Annotated in this window: 14 protein-coding genes and 1 other annotated feature (1 of these 15 cut by a window edge); of the genes, 4 read left to right on the top strand and 10 right to left on the bottom strand. The window is 55.8% G+C overall.

The annotated features are described in order from the left end of the window. Window positions 1-75, bottom strand: a sequence feature (Thr leader region) (it extends 43 nt beyond the left edge of the window). The 3 genes from thrL to yjjY all read right to left on the bottom strand — a co-directional run bounded on the left by thrL (window position 14) and on the right by yjjY (window position 1,520). Beyond that, the gene (gene thrL, locus ACESQ2_RS26940) at window positions 14-82 is read right to left on the bottom strand and encodes a thr operon leader peptide (RefSeq protein WP_004222578.1); all 69 of its coding nucleotides are present in this window, start codon (window positions 80-82) and stop codon (window positions 14-16) included. (Overlaps the previous feature by 62 nt.) 212 nt (window positions 83-294) lie before the next feature. Then, a complete protein-coding gene (locus ACESQ2_RS26935; RefSeq protein WP_025106860.1) occupies window positions 295-981 on the bottom strand; it encodes a tRNA/rRNA methyltransferase in 687 nt (228 codons plus the stop codon). Between the two features lie 398 nt (window positions 982-1,379). Then, window positions 1,380-1,520, bottom strand: a complete 141-nt coding sequence (yjjY, locus tag ACESQ2_RS26930) for a protein YjjY (protein ID WP_001541509.1) — start codon at window positions 1,518-1,520, stop codon at window positions 1,380-1,382. Window positions 1,521-1,615: 95 nt separating this feature from the next. Here yjjY and arcA point away from each other — a divergent pair, with 95 nt between their 5' ends. Beyond that, on the top strand, window positions 1,616-2,332 hold the full coding sequence (gene arcA / locus ACESQ2_RS26925; protein WP_002887843.1) for a two-component system response regulator ArcA: 717 nt from the start codon (window positions 1,616-1,618) through the stop codon (window positions 2,330-2,332). Between the two features lie 54 nt (window positions 2,333-2,386). Here the strand turns inward: arcA and creD are convergent, their stop codons facing one another. From creD to creA, 4 genes are read right to left on the bottom strand one after another with little or no spacing between them, the layout of a single operon-like run. Beyond that, window positions 2,387-3,745, bottom strand: coding sequence for a cell envelope integrity protein CreD (creD, locus tag ACESQ2_RS26920; RefSeq protein WP_046878146.1), 1,359 nt, complete (start codon window positions 3,743-3,745; stop codon window positions 2,387-2,389). Window positions 3,746-3,802: 57 nt separating this feature from the next. Then, a complete protein-coding gene (gene creC, locus ACESQ2_RS26915; protein WP_014227844.1) occupies window positions 3,803-5,227 on the bottom strand; it encodes a two-component system sensor histidine kinase CreC in 1,425 nt (474 codons plus the stop codon). Next, window positions 5,227-5,916, bottom strand: coding sequence for a two-component system response regulator CreB (creB, locus tag ACESQ2_RS26910; protein WP_373171562.1), 690 nt, complete (start codon window positions 5,914-5,916; stop codon window positions 5,227-5,229). Before creB ends, creC begins: the two co-directional genes overlap by 1 nt. Before the next feature lie 12 nt (window positions 5,917-5,928). After that, on the bottom strand, window positions 5,929-6,402 hold the full coding sequence (gene creA / locus ACESQ2_RS26905) for a protein CreA (protein ID WP_004098425.1): 474 nt from the start codon (window positions 6,400-6,402) through the stop codon (window positions 5,929-5,931). A 209-nt stretch (window positions 6,403-6,611) separates the two neighbouring features. Here creA and robA point away from each other — a divergent pair, with 209 nt between their 5' ends. Further along, entirely contained in the window at window positions 6,612-7,481 is an 870-nt protein-coding gene (robA, locus tag ACESQ2_RS26900; protein WP_014227841.1) for an MDR efflux pump AcrAB transcriptional activator RobA, read from the top strand. Here the strand turns inward: robA and gpmB are convergent. Next, window positions 7,478-8,125, bottom strand: a complete 648-nt coding sequence (gene gpmB, locus ACESQ2_RS26895) for a 2,3-diphosphoglycerate-dependent phosphoglycerate mutase GpmB (RefSeq protein ID WP_046878148.1) — start codon at window positions 8,123-8,125, stop codon at window positions 7,478-7,480. The genes robA and gpmB overlap by 4 nt on opposite strands. A gap of 114 nt (window positions 8,126-8,239) precedes the next feature. Between gpmB and yjjX the strand changes: the two genes are divergently transcribed. Beyond that, entirely contained in the window at window positions 8,240-8,755 is a 516-nt protein-coding gene (yjjX, locus tag ACESQ2_RS26890; RefSeq protein WP_134897128.1) for an inosine/xanthosine triphosphatase, read from the top strand. Here the strand turns inward: yjjX and trpR are convergent. Further along, window positions 8,742-9,074, bottom strand: a complete 333-nt coding sequence (gene trpR, locus ACESQ2_RS26885; protein WP_004098417.1) for a trp operon repressor — start codon at window positions 9,072-9,074, stop codon at window positions 8,742-8,744. The two genes, yjjX and trpR, sit on opposite strands and share 14 nt — an antisense overlap. Window positions 9,075-9,191: 117 nt before the next feature. Beyond that, window positions 9,192-11,129, bottom strand: coding sequence for a murein transglycosylase (sltY, locus tag ACESQ2_RS26880; protein ID WP_014227838.1), 1,938 nt, complete (start codon window positions 11,127-11,129; stop codon window positions 9,192-9,194). A 273-nt stretch (window positions 11,130-11,402) separates the two neighbouring features. Here sltY and ettA point away from each other — a divergent pair, with 273 nt between their 5' ends. Beyond that, entirely contained in the window at window positions 11,403-13,070 is a 1,668-nt protein-coding gene (ettA, locus tag ACESQ2_RS26875) for an energy-dependent translational throttle protein EttA (RefSeq protein ID WP_014227837.1), read from the top strand. Window positions 13,071-13,168: the final 98 nt, after the last annotated feature.

The raw sequence follows: 13,168 nt of genomic DNA, 5'->3' as shown, positions 1-13,168 counted from the left end.
TTTCCTGTACGCGTCAGCCCGCACCGTTACCTGTGGTAATAGTGGTGGTGATAATCGTGGTGATCATGCCGATGCGATTCATGGATGTTGTGTACTCTGTAATTTTTATCTGTCTGTGTCCTGTGCCTATATTGGTTAAAGTATCTGTCGACTTAAGTCAACGAATTTCTACTTTTAACCCTTTTTTTCACACCTGGCCAATACGCCATAGCAACCTGACAATTCATCCGGATTTACGCATCCAGACGCCAATAATTAGCACATAAGACCATATGAAAATAATATGACAGCATTTTACCCTGGGAGGTTTTTTTCAATATCGTGCAGTAAACGATGCAGCATCGCGGTGTCTCGCTGCTGCAAAAGTCCTATCCGCTGCTCCAGCCAGTCGGACAGTTTTACATCGTCACCCGCGCCGAGGCGGTTAAGCAGATCGCGCGTTCGCAGGCGTAACGCCTGCAGCTGATTATCATCTGCGTCGGCGGAGGTTGACGGGGCCTGCTGCAGCAATGAGGACAGCTGATAGCAATAGACCATCACCGACTGCCCCAGGTTTAGCGAAGGATAGTCAGCCGCCATCGGCACACCGGTCAACACATCGGCAAGGGCCAGCTCTTCATTCGTCAGACCAGAATCTTCCCGACCAAACACCAGCGCGGCATGATGCATCCACTGCGCTTTTTCTTCCAGCAGCGGCAGGAGCTGCTGCGGCGTCGCGTAGTAGTGGAAACGCGCCCGGCTGCGGGCGGTCGTGGCCACGGTGAAATCAACATCGTGCAGCGCCTGCTCCAGCGTGGCATAAGTGTTGATATTATCGAGGATATCGCCAGAACCGTGCGCGACCCAGCGCGCGGCGGGCTGCAAATGCGCCTCGCTATCGACGATACGCATGTCGCTAAACCCCATGGTTTTCATCGCTCTGGCTGCCGCCCCGACGTTTTCCGCCCGAGCCGGGGACACTAATACAATTGATAAACGCATTCGGTTTCTCTTTTACCTTTTAGGCGGTGGGAATAACGATTTTTTCCCTCATTTTACGCGCCGTGAATTTACAAATTTGCAACAAAAATCACTAAATTTGAGCTTTATCACCCATAAAAAAAACTAAACTATTCCCAAGGCACCATGACACAGAGTATGTTAACAGAACGGCTTTATCCGTATGTTTGGCAATGAAATTTACGTCCGAGTACGTTTTGAGGCTTTGGATTCACCGCGTTTATTATTTTCTCATTGCAACTAATTGAGCGAAGTATAAATTGTGAAGATGAATCCCGTTTAGATGCAATGATTTCACAAGACTGTTAACGTGCTACAATTGAACTTGATATATGTCAACGAAGCGTAGTTTTATTGGGTGTCATGCCTCACTTAGCCTGTTATGTTGCTGTTAAAATGGTTAGGATGACAGCCGTTTTTGACACCGTCGGGTCCAGAGGGAAAGTACCCACGACCAAGCTAATGATGTTGTTGACGTTGATGGAAAGTGCATCAAGAACGCAATTACGTACTTTAGTCATGTTACGCCGGGCATGTTAATTTGCGACATGCACCAGGCAGGTCAGGGACTTTGGTACTTCCTGTTTCGATTTAGTTGGCAATTTAGGTAGCAAACATGCAGACCCCGCACATTCTTATCGTTGAAGACGAGTTGGTAACACGCAACACGTTAAAAAGTATTTTCGAAGCAGAAGGTTATGATGTATTCGAAGCGACCGATGGCGCGGAAATGCATCAGATCCTGTCTGAAAATGATATCAACCTGGTGATCATGGATATCAACCTGCCGGGTAAAAATGGTCTCCTGCTAGCACGCGAACTGCGTGAGCAGGCGGACGTCGCGCTGATGTTCCTCACCGGCCGCGATAACGAAGTGGATAAAATCCTTGGCCTCGAAATTGGCGCCGATGATTATATCACTAAACCGTTCAACCCACGTGAACTGACGATCCGCGCGCGCAACCTGCTCTCCCGTACCATGAACCTGGGTACCGTGAGCGAAGAGCGCCGTAGCGTGGAAAGCTATAAGTTCAACGGCTGGGAGCTGGATATCAATAGCCGCTCGCTGGTAAGCCCCAATGGTGAGCAGTACAAGCTGCCGCGCAGTGAATTCCGCGCCATGCTGCACTTCTGCGAAAATCCAGGCAAAATCCAGTCGCGTGCGGAACTGCTGAAGAAAATGACCGGCCGTGAGCTGAAGCCGCACGACCGTACCGTGGACGTGACCATCCGTCGCATTCGTAAGCATTTTGAATCCACTCCGGACACCCCGGAAATTATCGCCACCATCCATGGCGAGGGGTACCGCTTCTGTGGCGACCTGCAGGAATAACACCGTTTTTCTTGCTGTCATAACGTAAAAACGGCGCAATTCGCGCCGTTTTTTTTATTTCCAGATCCTGAGCTTATCGTCATCCTGACCAGCGTCCGGCAGCTCACCTTTTGCCTTCGGCAGAGATAACGCGTACCAGTCAACGTGGCGGGTCAGGAACATCAGCGCACTTAACGCCAGCAGCAATACGCCGGTCCCCAGCAGCAATGCGCTATCTTCCGATCGCAACAGCATCCACATGACGCCGTCCAGCAGCAGTAGCGCACAGACGAACAGTAAACTGTTACGCCACCCTTTCAGCACCGCCTGAAGATACACGCCATTGATAAGCGCGCCGATCAAACTGGCGGCAATCCACGATGCCGTAAAACCGATATGTTCGGACAGCGCCAGCAGCACCAGATAGAACATGACCAGCGACAGCCCCACCAGCAGATACTGCATGGGGTGCATGCGATACCGCGTTAAGCTTTCAAAAACAAAAAATGCCATAAACGTCAGCGTTATCAACAGAACGGCATATTTTGTCGCCCGATCGGTCAGCTGATATTGATCGGCGGGCGTGGTGACATTCACGTTGAAAGCGGGCAACTGACGCCACTCAATCTGCCGACCCTCAACAAAAAACTTCGCCATATTGTTGGCAAACCAGGTGCTTTGCCACTGGGCGCTATAGCTTGTTGGGCTGACTTTCCGCTTTGCAGGTAAAAAGTCGCCAAGGAAACCCGGGTGCGGCCAGTTGCCGGCAAGCTGTAAGGTACTGTTGCGCCCAAGCGGAACCACCGAGAAGCTGCCGCTGCCATTCAGATTGAGCGTGAATTCAATATCCAGCCCTTTTTGTTCAGGGAGTAACAGCGGCATCGGCATATGAATGCCCTCTCCGCTATCGTCGAGACCCGGCCCAGGCTCAACGGGTAGCCTCTCGCCATTGAGCTCTGGTGACTTAATCTCGCCAATACCGCGCGCATCGCTGACGCTGACGACCAGAAACGGTCTGCCCAGCGTAATCGTCTGCTTCCTGAGCGCCTTGATGCGCGAAGGTTCAAAATGCGCTTTGACGCTGAGATTATTGTGCCAGATCTGCCCCTCATAGATACCGATTCGCCGGGATTCAACATCCTGATTACCGGTGACCGCCAGCGTCTCCGGCAGCCAGTAGTGTACCCATTGGGTTTGATATTCTACCGTTTTCGTTCCCTCAACCCGCGTTAGCGTCTCAGTCACCGGAATGGCAATCAGCGGTCCGGCCAGTTTCTGCGATCCGCTGGTGCTGCTCTCCAGCGCGTCAACCACGTCGCTACGATAGTCCGCGCGTTCAACGATCAGCTGCCGGACCAGCATCAGCGGGATCGACAACAGTAAAATGCACCCCAGCAGGGTACTCATTTTCCAGAATAGTGGTGATTTCAACATAGCCCTCTCCTTAGTGATGCGCTCACCTTAAAGGGGCCGTGTGGGGAGACTTTGAAGCTATGTGAAGTGAGCGTGAAGTGTCAGCAAAGCGCACGCGCCGCCTTCAGGGCGATTAACCAGCTGGATATCCCCCTGATGCAGGCGCGCGACTTCACGAACAAACGCCAGCCCCAGGCCACTGCTTTTTTGCCCATTTTCACGAGGCAGGGAATAGAAACGTTCAAAAATACGCCCCAGGGCGTAGTCGGGAATGCCGCATCCCGTATCGCATACGGTTAACAGCACGCCGCCATCACGCTCTTCCGCCCCAAGCAGGATTTCACCTGCGGAAGGCGTGAAATCGATAGCATTATCAAGGAGATTACCCAACGCCTGCGCCAGAAGCTCCCGATCGCCTTCAACCATCAGAGGCGTATCCTGCCAGCGCAGCGTCACTTTTTTCGCCGCCAGCGCGATCTCGCGCTCCTCGGCCAGGCGATGAAATAGCTCAGCGACGGGGACGGGACGTCGGGCGATCTCCAGCCGGTTCTCCAGCCGGGCCTGCTGAAGCAAATTTTCCACCAGCGACTGCATTCGCGCGTTCTGCGCCAGAATATTACGGGTAAAACGGGCGGCGACCTCAGGCGGAGGAGCCTCACGGAGAATTTCTGCCGCGCCGCGAATCGCCGCCAGCGGGCTCTTCAGCTCATGGGTCAGCGCATAAATATAGTTTTCAATGGCGTTTTTACCTTCAAGCTTAAGGCGCATACTCTCCAGCGCCTGCGCCAGCTTACGCAGTTCGCTGCCGCCCAGATTCGGCAGCGGAACCGGACGATCGGCGGTCACGGAGTCCGCGTAGCGAACCAGCTTGCCGATGGAAAAGTTAATCCACCATACCATCGCAGCGCCTATCAGGAGCGCGATCCCCAGCAGCGCCCCGCCGGCCCACAGAATACGCCGCTCGCTGCGTTTAATGACCGGCGCCATGGCCAGATTGGGTTTCCCGACGCTTAGCACGCCAATGATTCGGCCGCTGTCAGTCACCGGCGCGGCAATATACATCACCGAGCTGTTATCATCGTTCGGATCGCTGCGCGTGCTGCGCGCGCCGTATTGCCCGCGTAAAGTGAGCCAGACATCGTTCCAGCGCGAGTAGTCTTGCCCCAGCGCACTGCCCGCAGAATCAAACACCACCTTGCCCTGCGCATCGGTCATATAGACGTGATATTCATTGCGAACTTTATTAATGCCGGCAATGTTGGCGTTGATCGGCTGGCGATGCAGCGTTTGAAAAGCCTGGGCCAGGCGCCCGTGCTGGGGATCGGCGGAGAGTAAATCCTCGCGGGCCAGCTCGGCAAGCAGGGTAGCCGTATCAATCAGCGTCCCTTCGGTTGCCCGCCGGACCCCGGGTTTAATCTCCTGAACGAAGATGGAAAGCACAAACCAGGCCGCGATCGCCACAATCAAAAAGTAGCCCATCAGCAGCCGCATACCGATGCGCATCAGAAGCCTCCAAGGCTGTATCCCATGCCGCGGTGCGTATTGATGGGGGAGATGTCAGGGTTCACTTCTCGCAGCTTAGCGCGCAGCGTTTTGATATGAGTATCCACGGTACGATCGAAGCTCTCGTTCGCATCGCCCCATACCTGCTCCATCAGTTGCTGGCGGGAAAAAATACGCCCCGGAGAGTGCAGTAGCGTTTTTAATAATAAAAACTCATAGCGGGTCAGATTCAGGCTCTGACCGCACCAGGTGACCCGAGCCGCGGCGTCGTTCAATGTGAACTCCCCCACATGCAAGAGCGGTGGAGGGGCGGCGAACTTCTGCAGCCGCCGCAGAACGGTGCGAACTCTGGCGCAAACTTCACGAGGGGAAAATGGCTTGGCAATATAGTCATCAGCGCCGATTTCCAGGCCAAGCAGCTTATCCACCTCTTCGCTGCGGGCCGTCAGGAACAGCACCGGCAGCGCCGGGTAGCGGGCAAGCAGCCGCCGACAGAGCTCAAACCCGCTGATATCCGGCAGCCCGACGTCGAGAATCGCCAGGTCGGGTTGGTGGTGATGTGCCGCATCGAGCGCCGGCAGCCCGCGCTCGAACGCCGTAACGATAAATCCTTCCTGCTGCAGCTGGTAGACGAGCGTATCGGCGATGCTCATCTCATCTTCCACCAACCAGATCCGCGGTTGTTGCATCGGCGTTCCCTGTTATTTATTCCATGGCATAATCGGCACCGCGCTAATCGCGTTCTTCGGCGAGCCATCGACGATTTTATCCGAATAGGTCAGATAGACCAGCGCATTGCGTTTGGCATCGTAAAAGCGTACCACCTGCAGCTTTTTAAATACCAGCGAGGTGCGTTTCTGGAACACGACATCGCCCTGCGTTTTACCGTTTTTGATTTTATCCGTCAGCTCAATCGGCCCCACCTGCTGACAGGAGATCGCGGCATCAGAGGTATCTTCCGCCAGCCCTAACCCGCCTTTAATTCCCCCGGTTTTCGCCCGGCTGATGTAGCACGTCACGTTTTGTACATCCGGGTCGTCAAAGGCCTCTACGACAATTTTATGATCCGGCCCAAGGAACTTAAACACGGTATCCACAGAGCCAATTTGCTCCGCCTGCGCCATCTGAGACCCCGCCAGTAAAAGCATACCTGCCACTAACTTCTTGTATTTCATATTGTTACCATTCTTAAAAATTTAGCTGAGTGATTATCACACATTAAGCAGAAAAGTTTTATAGATCACAGCTTTACAAAATTACCACCGATACTTCTGGAAGAATCGCATTTAAAAGCAAAAAAAACACTGAATGCTAAAACATCAAAAAATGCTATTATCCGCTACCTTTAGTATCAGGCACCTGAGTTTAAGGATGGGGATATTTTATGGATCAAGCAGGGATTATTCGCGATCTCCTTAGCTGGCTGGAAGGTCACCTGGATCAGCCACTCTCACTGGACAATGTGGCAGCGAAGGCGGGCTATTCCAAGTGGCATCTGCAAAGAATGTTCAAGGACGTGACCGGCCATGCCATTGGTGCCTATATTCGCGCCCGTCGCTTATCTAAGTCAGCGGTTGCCCTACGCCTGACCGCGCGTCCGATTCTCGATATTGCGCTGCAGTATCGCTTTGACTCGCAGCAGACTTTTACTCGCGCATTTAAAAAACAGTTCTCGTTGACGCCAGCCCTTTACCGACGCTCCCCCGACTGGAGCTCTTACGGTATGCGTCCTCCGCTGCGCCTGGGCGAGTTCACCATGCCGCAGTACGAATTCGTCACGCTGAACACCACTCAGCTGGTCGGCGTGACCCAGAGCTATACCTGCAAGCTGGAAGAGATCTCCGATTTCCGTAATCAGATGCGCGTGCAGTTCTGGCGTGAATTCCTCGCCAATACGCCATCGATTCCTCCGACGCTGTACGGCCTGCATGAGCCGCGTCCGAGCCTCGATAAAGACGATGAGCAGGAGGTGTTTTACACCACCGCGCTGACGCCGGAGCTGGCTAACGGCCATCTGCACAACGCCCACCCGGTGACGCTGGAAGGCGGCGAATACGTGATGTTTACCTACGAAGGATTGGGCACCGGGCTACAGGAATTTATTCTGACGGTTTACGGCACCTGCATGCCGATGCTCAATCTCACTCGTCGTAAGGGCCTGGATATCGAACGCTTCTTCCCGGAAGATGAAAACCGGAATCAGGAACCGCCTATTCAGCTGCGCTGCGAATACCTGATTCCGATTCGTCGTTAACGCTGTAGCTCATCCATCGCGGGGGCATCAAGATGCGAGACATCCCCCGCGGTTTCCACGACCCATCCCGACGCCAGCCAGGGGCTTTGCTGATAGTCAACGCGAGAGATAGAGCAGTTGCGCAGACGCAGGCGACGCTCCGCATAGGCGGGCAAGCCAAGAATCGTACTCACCAGACACCCCAGCGCCATGCCGTGGCTCACCAGCAGCGGCCGGCTACCTGCGGGCAGCTCCAGACAAGAGGTCAGCGCCGCGTGCATACGGTCGCTCAGCTCCTGCATTGACTCTCCCTGCGGGATGCGCCCGTCGGGCGTACCGTTAACCAGCTGTCGACGCCAGCCCTCTTCTTCTTCGCTCAGCGAGTCGATATGGCGCTTTTCCAGCACGCCCATATCCAGCTCACGCAAGCGTGAATCGGTCGTGACGCTGCATCCGCAGGCTTCAGCGATGATTTCTGCGGTACGCCGCGTCCGGCCTAAATCGCTGGCGATAATATGCGTAATCCCCAGCGTTCTGGCGCGCTCGCCTACCTGCCAGGCCTGACGCTCACCGTGGGCGGTAAGCGGACTGTCGGACTGGCCCTGAATACGTCGCTCGGCGTTCCACTGCGTTTCACCGTGGCGAACAAGGTATACCTGTAACATGCTTTATTATCCGTTATGAGCTCTTAACCATTAAGCTACAAGCATAGCCGCCTGCAACAAGAATGATTTGGAGTATACTGCGATGATGTTTAGTATTTCTGAGTTGTTTTGATTATGCACCATGTTGTCTCAGCTACCACTAATCCCGCCAAAATTCAGGCAATTCTGCAGGCTTTTAACGAGATCTTCGGCGAAGGATCCTGCCACATTGAGTCCGTCTCCGTCGAGAGCGGCGTGCCGGAACAGCCTTTCGGCAGCGACGAAACGCGCGCTGGCGCACGAAACCGCGTGGCTAACGCGCGTCGCGCGCAGCCCAATGCTGACTTCTGGGTCGCTATTGAAGCCGGCATCGATGAGGGCAGCACCTTTAGCTGGGTGACGATCGAGAACGGCAGCCTGCGCGGCGAAGCGCGCTCGGCGACCCTGCCGCTGCCGCAGGTCATTCTTGAAAAAGTCCAGGCAGGAGAAGCGCTGGGGCCGGTGATGTCTCAGTATACCGGCATCGATGAAATTGGCCGTAAAGAGGGCGCTATCGGCGTATTTACGGCCGGAAAACTGACGCGCAGCAGCGTTTATCATCAGGCCGTCGTGCTGGCGCTAAGCCCGTTTCATAACGCTATTTATCGTTAACGTTAATCAACGCCTGCTCCAGCCACAGACGCAGCTCCGGCGGGGCTGACTTCAGGCTGTTCGAACCGCGGGTAATGGTGGCGATCCCGGCGCCGAGCTCGTTTTTCAGCTCGCGCTGGCTCATCTCGCCGCGCAGCAGCTCTTCAATAATACGCACCCGCGTGCCCAGCGCCTCGCGCTCGTCGGGCGTCAGCATGAGCTGTAAAAGCGGCAGATGGAGATCGTCGGCGTACGCCTGCTGCAGGAGAGCAACAAAACGCAGCCACTCCTGATGACGCTGTTCGGCCACCGCCGCTGAATAGGGGGATTGTTGGGTCATGTTACGCCACCTGTCGAATGTACTCACTAACGAGTACAAAGCATAACATACTTCTGTCCGGACTCTACGGATTTCGGGCAACATCGCGAAATACGATGTTGCCCGACGACGGCGATATTAATAGCGCAGCTTCCACTCCGCATCGCTCAGCAGCGTCTCTTTCTGGCCCATAAAATAGCGATAGTAGGCGTCATAGGACAAAACGTTTTTCACGTAGCCGCGCGTTTCAGAGAACGGAATGCTCTCAATAAACGCCACCGCGTCAATGCGGCCGCCGCTGTTGCCCCGCCACGTGCGCACCCGCCCGGGACCGGCGTTGTAGGCCGCGGAGGCGAAGATACGGTTATTGCCAAACTGCTGATAAACATATTGCAAATAGCTGGTACCAATGTTGATGTTCATTTCCGGATCGAGCAGCTGCGATGGACCGCTATAGCCGGGGATACTGAACATGCTCACCGTATGCGTTGCCGTCCCCGGCATAATCTGCATCAGACCGCGGGCGCCAACCGGTGAACCGGCTTTCGGGTTCCAGGCGCTCTCCTGACGCGCAATGGCCATCGCGTAGCTTTGCGGAATATCTTTACCGCTGATATAGCGGGTAAAGAGGTCGTTATAGGCCAGCGGGAAACGCTCTTCCAGCTGATCCCACAATTTACCGGCGATGGTGGCCTGGACGCTGAGATCCCACCAGTTCTGATTAAACGCGTAACGAGCCAGCTGCGCCTGCTGGTCTTTGGTCTTGCTGGTGACCAGATTGGCCCACTCGCTGCGGGCGGTGTTATCCATATTCCAGTACATCAGTTCGCGCACCCGCGCCATTTCCGGCCCCGAGGTCAGCGCCGGATCGAGATTCGCTGGCGCTTTATCGATGCGGAACCTGTACTCCTCGCCAAGGCGCTGCGCGGCGACCATCGGATAGAAGCCGCGCTGCTGCATCAGCGAGCGGAGAATATCTTTCGCTTCGTCATCGCGCCCGCGCTCCAGCAGCAGATCGGCCTGCCAGTAGCGCCATTCGTCCTTCTCTTTCGCCTCCATCGGCAAGCGCGCCAGCCAGGTGTTCAGGCCCCGGCGGTCCCCAAGACCCAGCGCCATACGTACCCGGCGCTCCACCAGCGAGGTGGATTGCGAACGCATGATGGCATCGTCGCGCCAGATGGCCTGCTCTTCGGTCACGTCGCTGCCCATCAGGCGCCAGGCGACGATGTCCCGCAGCTCCTGAATCTGATCTTCATTGAGCTGCTGCGCCTGCGCTAATGAGGGGATCATCAGGCGCGCATTTTCCACATCCTGCCGCGCAACGCTGGCAAACGCGACCGCCGCCATCTGGCGGGTAAAATCCGTCGCGCCGGTTGTCCGGGCGAACGTCATCACGCTATTGGGATCGTTAGCCAGCGCGATGACCGCCGTCGAAATCGTTTGATAATCGGCAGGCATCTGCTGGGCCAGGACCCGCACCAGGCTGGTATTGCCCGCTTTCATCGCCAGGCGAATGCGTTCAAGGTAGGCCAGCGGATCCTGCTGGCCGGAGGCGCGCCAGGCGCCAAACAGCTGATCACAGGCGTTTGGCTGACTTTTGCCGCTCAGCCACAGCGCTTTGGCGCCGTCCCAGGCCTCCTGAGCCTGGCCGACGTTCCACTTCGCATAGTAGTAATTGCACTGCGCCTCGGTGCCGGTCGGCTTATCCGGACTGAAGGCCAGCAGGCCGCGCCAGTCGCTACGGCGCGCCAGTTCATTGACGAACCGTGATTTCAGCGAGCGCGCGGGAGGCAGCGTCGGGTTGGCGGCGATAAAGTTGGTCACCACCAGCGCCGGCTGGTTCATCAGATCGTCGGTAATCTGCCGGTACTGGAGATAAGGATAGAGCGGATAGGTCGTCAGGGTGGGCATCAGCTGATTGACGACGTCCATTTGTCGACTGTCCCACGCCTGTTTAATTTGAGCATAGCGGCTGCGCTGTTCATCCAGTGAATCCGCATGCGCCAGTTGGCTTAACGTCAGCAGACTTACGCCGGCGGCCAGAAGACGCCACGTCACAGTTTTGGCTTTTTCCACAAGCTCTTCCTCTATTCAGATACACCACAGCAGCATCATGCCGCGGGCAAAAATTTCAGGTATTACGTAGATATGCTAATCAGACAACGCGAATCGCGCCACGTCCCGGACATTTTTTTACGCTTTTGTGAATCCCATCGCCTCGCTGGGATTAAAGCGCGAAAAAGGCTACACTTCGCCTTTGAAAACTATTCACTACCCTACTCAAAATCATTCTGGCTGCATCAAGCGAGCCTGAGGGATGAAGAGTATATAAAAGAGGCGAAGTCCAACGTGGCTCAATTCGTTTATACCATGCATCGTGTCGGCAAAGTGGTTCCGCCGAAACGTCATATTCTGAAAAATATCTCCCTGAGCTTTTTCCCTGGCGCAAAAATCGGCGTTCTCGGTCTGAACGGCGCCGGTAAGTCTACCCTGCTGCGCATCATGGCCGGCATCGATACCGATATCGAAGGCGAAGCCCGTCCGCAGCCGGGCCTGAAAATCGGCTATCTGCCGCAGGAGCCGCAGCTCAATCCGGAGCAGACCGTACGTGAGTCGGTTGAAGAAGCGGTGGCCGAAGTGGTCAACGCCCTGAAAGGTCTGGATGAGGTGTACGCCAAATACGCGGAGCCGGATGCCGACTTCGACAAGCTCGCCGCTCAGCAGGGCAAGTTCGAAGAGATTATCCAGGCGCACGATGGCCATAACCTGAACGTCCAGCTTGAGCGCGCGGCGGATGCCCTGCGTCTGCCGGACTGGGATGCGAAAATCGCCAACCTGTCCGGCGGTGAGCGCCGCCGCGTCGCGCTGTGCCGCCTGCTGCTGGAAAAACCAGACATGCTGCTGCTCGACGAACCGACTAACCACCTGGATGCAGAGTCCGTCGCGTGGCTGGAACGCTTCCTGCACGATTTCGAAGGCACCGTCGTGGCGATTACCCACGACCGCTACTTCCTCGATAACGTCGCCGGCTGGATCCTTGAGCTTGACCGCGGCGAAGGTATTCCGTGGGAAGGCAACTACTCCTCCTGGCTGGAGCAGAAAGATCAGCGTCTGGCGCAGGAAGCTTCTCAGGAAGCGGCGCGCCGTAAGTCAATCGAGAAAGAGCTGGAGTGGGTCCGTCAGGGGGCGAAAGGCCGTCAGTCTAAGGGCAAAGCCCGTCTGGCACGCTTTGAAGAGCTTAACAACGTCGAGTACCAGAAGCGTAACGAGACTAACGAACTGTTTATTCCGCCAGGCGCACGTCTGGGCGATAAAGTGGTTGAAGTCAGCAACCTGCGTAAGTCCTACGGCGACCGTCTGCTGATTGACGACCTGAGCTTCTCGGTACCGAAAGGCGCTATCGTCGGCATCATCGGCCCGAACGGCGCGGGTAAATCCACCCTGTTCCGCATGATGTCCGGTCAGGAACAGCCTGATGCCGGTTCAATCACCCTGGGTGAAACCGTCAAGCTGGCCTCCGTCGATCAGTTCCGCGACGCGATGGACAACAGCAAAACCGTATGGGAAGAAGTTTCCGGCGGGCTGGATATCATGAAGATTGGCAACACCGAGATGCCGAGCCGCGCCTACGTGGGCCGCTTTAACTTCAAAGGCGTTGACCAGGGCAAGCGCGTTGGCGAGCTGTCCGGCGGTGAGCGCGGTCGTCTGCACCTGGCGAAGCTGCTGCAGGTGGGCGGTAACGTCCTGCTGCTCGATGAGCCCACCAACGACCTGGATATCGAAACCCTGCGCGCGCTGGAAAACGCCCTGCTGGAGTTCCCGGGCTGCGCGATGGTTATCTCGCACGACCGCTGGTTCCTCGACCGCATCGCGACCCACATTCTGGACTACCAGGATGAAGGTAAGGTGGAGTTCTTCGAAGGTAACTTTACCGAATACGAAGAGTACAAGAAACGCACCCTCGGCGCCGATGCGCTGGAGCCGAAGCGTATTAAGTACAAACGTATCGCGAAATAAAAGCAAAAGGGCAACGCAGGTTGTAATGCCAGTCAGTTAAGCAACTGACTGGCCCTTTTTCGGGGCTGTGGGGTATCTCCAGGGTCTTTCCTTTACCA

Origin of the sequence: Klebsiella sp. Q11, assembly GCF_964241505.1 — a bacterium.
Taxonomy (GTDB): domain Bacteria; phylum Pseudomonadota; class Gammaproteobacteria; order Enterobacterales; family Enterobacteriaceae; genus Klebsiella; species Klebsiella michiganensis.
Note: the sequence above shows the minus strand (reverse complement) of the source record. Positions and strands in the feature narration are given on the sequence as shown.

Coding starts and splice junctions, on each gene's coding strand:
- trpR (WP_004098417.1), bottom strand. CDS start 9,074: ATGACCCAACAATCCCCCTATTCAGCGGCGGTGGCCGAACAGCGTCAT.
- creA (WP_004098425.1), bottom strand. CDS start 6,402: ATGAAATACAAGAAGTTAGTGGCAGGTATGCTTTTACTGGCGGGGTCT.
- gpmB (WP_046878148.1), bottom strand. CDS start 8,125: ATGTTACAGGTATACCTTGTTCGCCACGGTGAAACGCAGTGGAACGCC.
- yjjY (WP_001541509.1), bottom strand. CDS start 1,520: ATGACTAAAGTACGTAATTGCGTTCTTGATGCACTTTCCATCAACGTC.
- creC (WP_014227844.1), bottom strand. CDS start 5,227: ATGCGCATCGGTATGCGGCTGCTGATGGGCTACTTTTTGATTGTGGCG.
- arcA (WP_002887843.1), top strand. CDS start 1,616: ATGCAGACCCCGCACATTCTTATCGTTGAAGACGAGTTGGTAACACGC.
- creD (WP_046878146.1), bottom strand. CDS start 3,745: ATGTTGAAATCACCACTATTCTGGAAAATGAGTACCCTGCTGGGGTGC.
- ACESQ2_RS26935 (WP_025106860.1), bottom strand. CDS start 981: ATGCGTTTATCAATTGTATTAGTGTCCCCGGCTCGGGCGGAAAACGTC.
- creB (WP_373171562.1), bottom strand. CDS start 5,916: ATGCAACAACCGCGGATCTGGTTGGTGGAAGATGAGATGAGCATCGCC.
- robA (WP_014227841.1), top strand. CDS start 6,612: ATGGATCAAGCAGGGATTATTCGCGATCTCCTTAGCTGGCTGGAAGGT.
- yjjX (WP_134897128.1), top strand. CDS start 8,240: ATGCACCATGTTGTCTCAGCTACCACTAATCCCGCCAAAATTCAGGCA.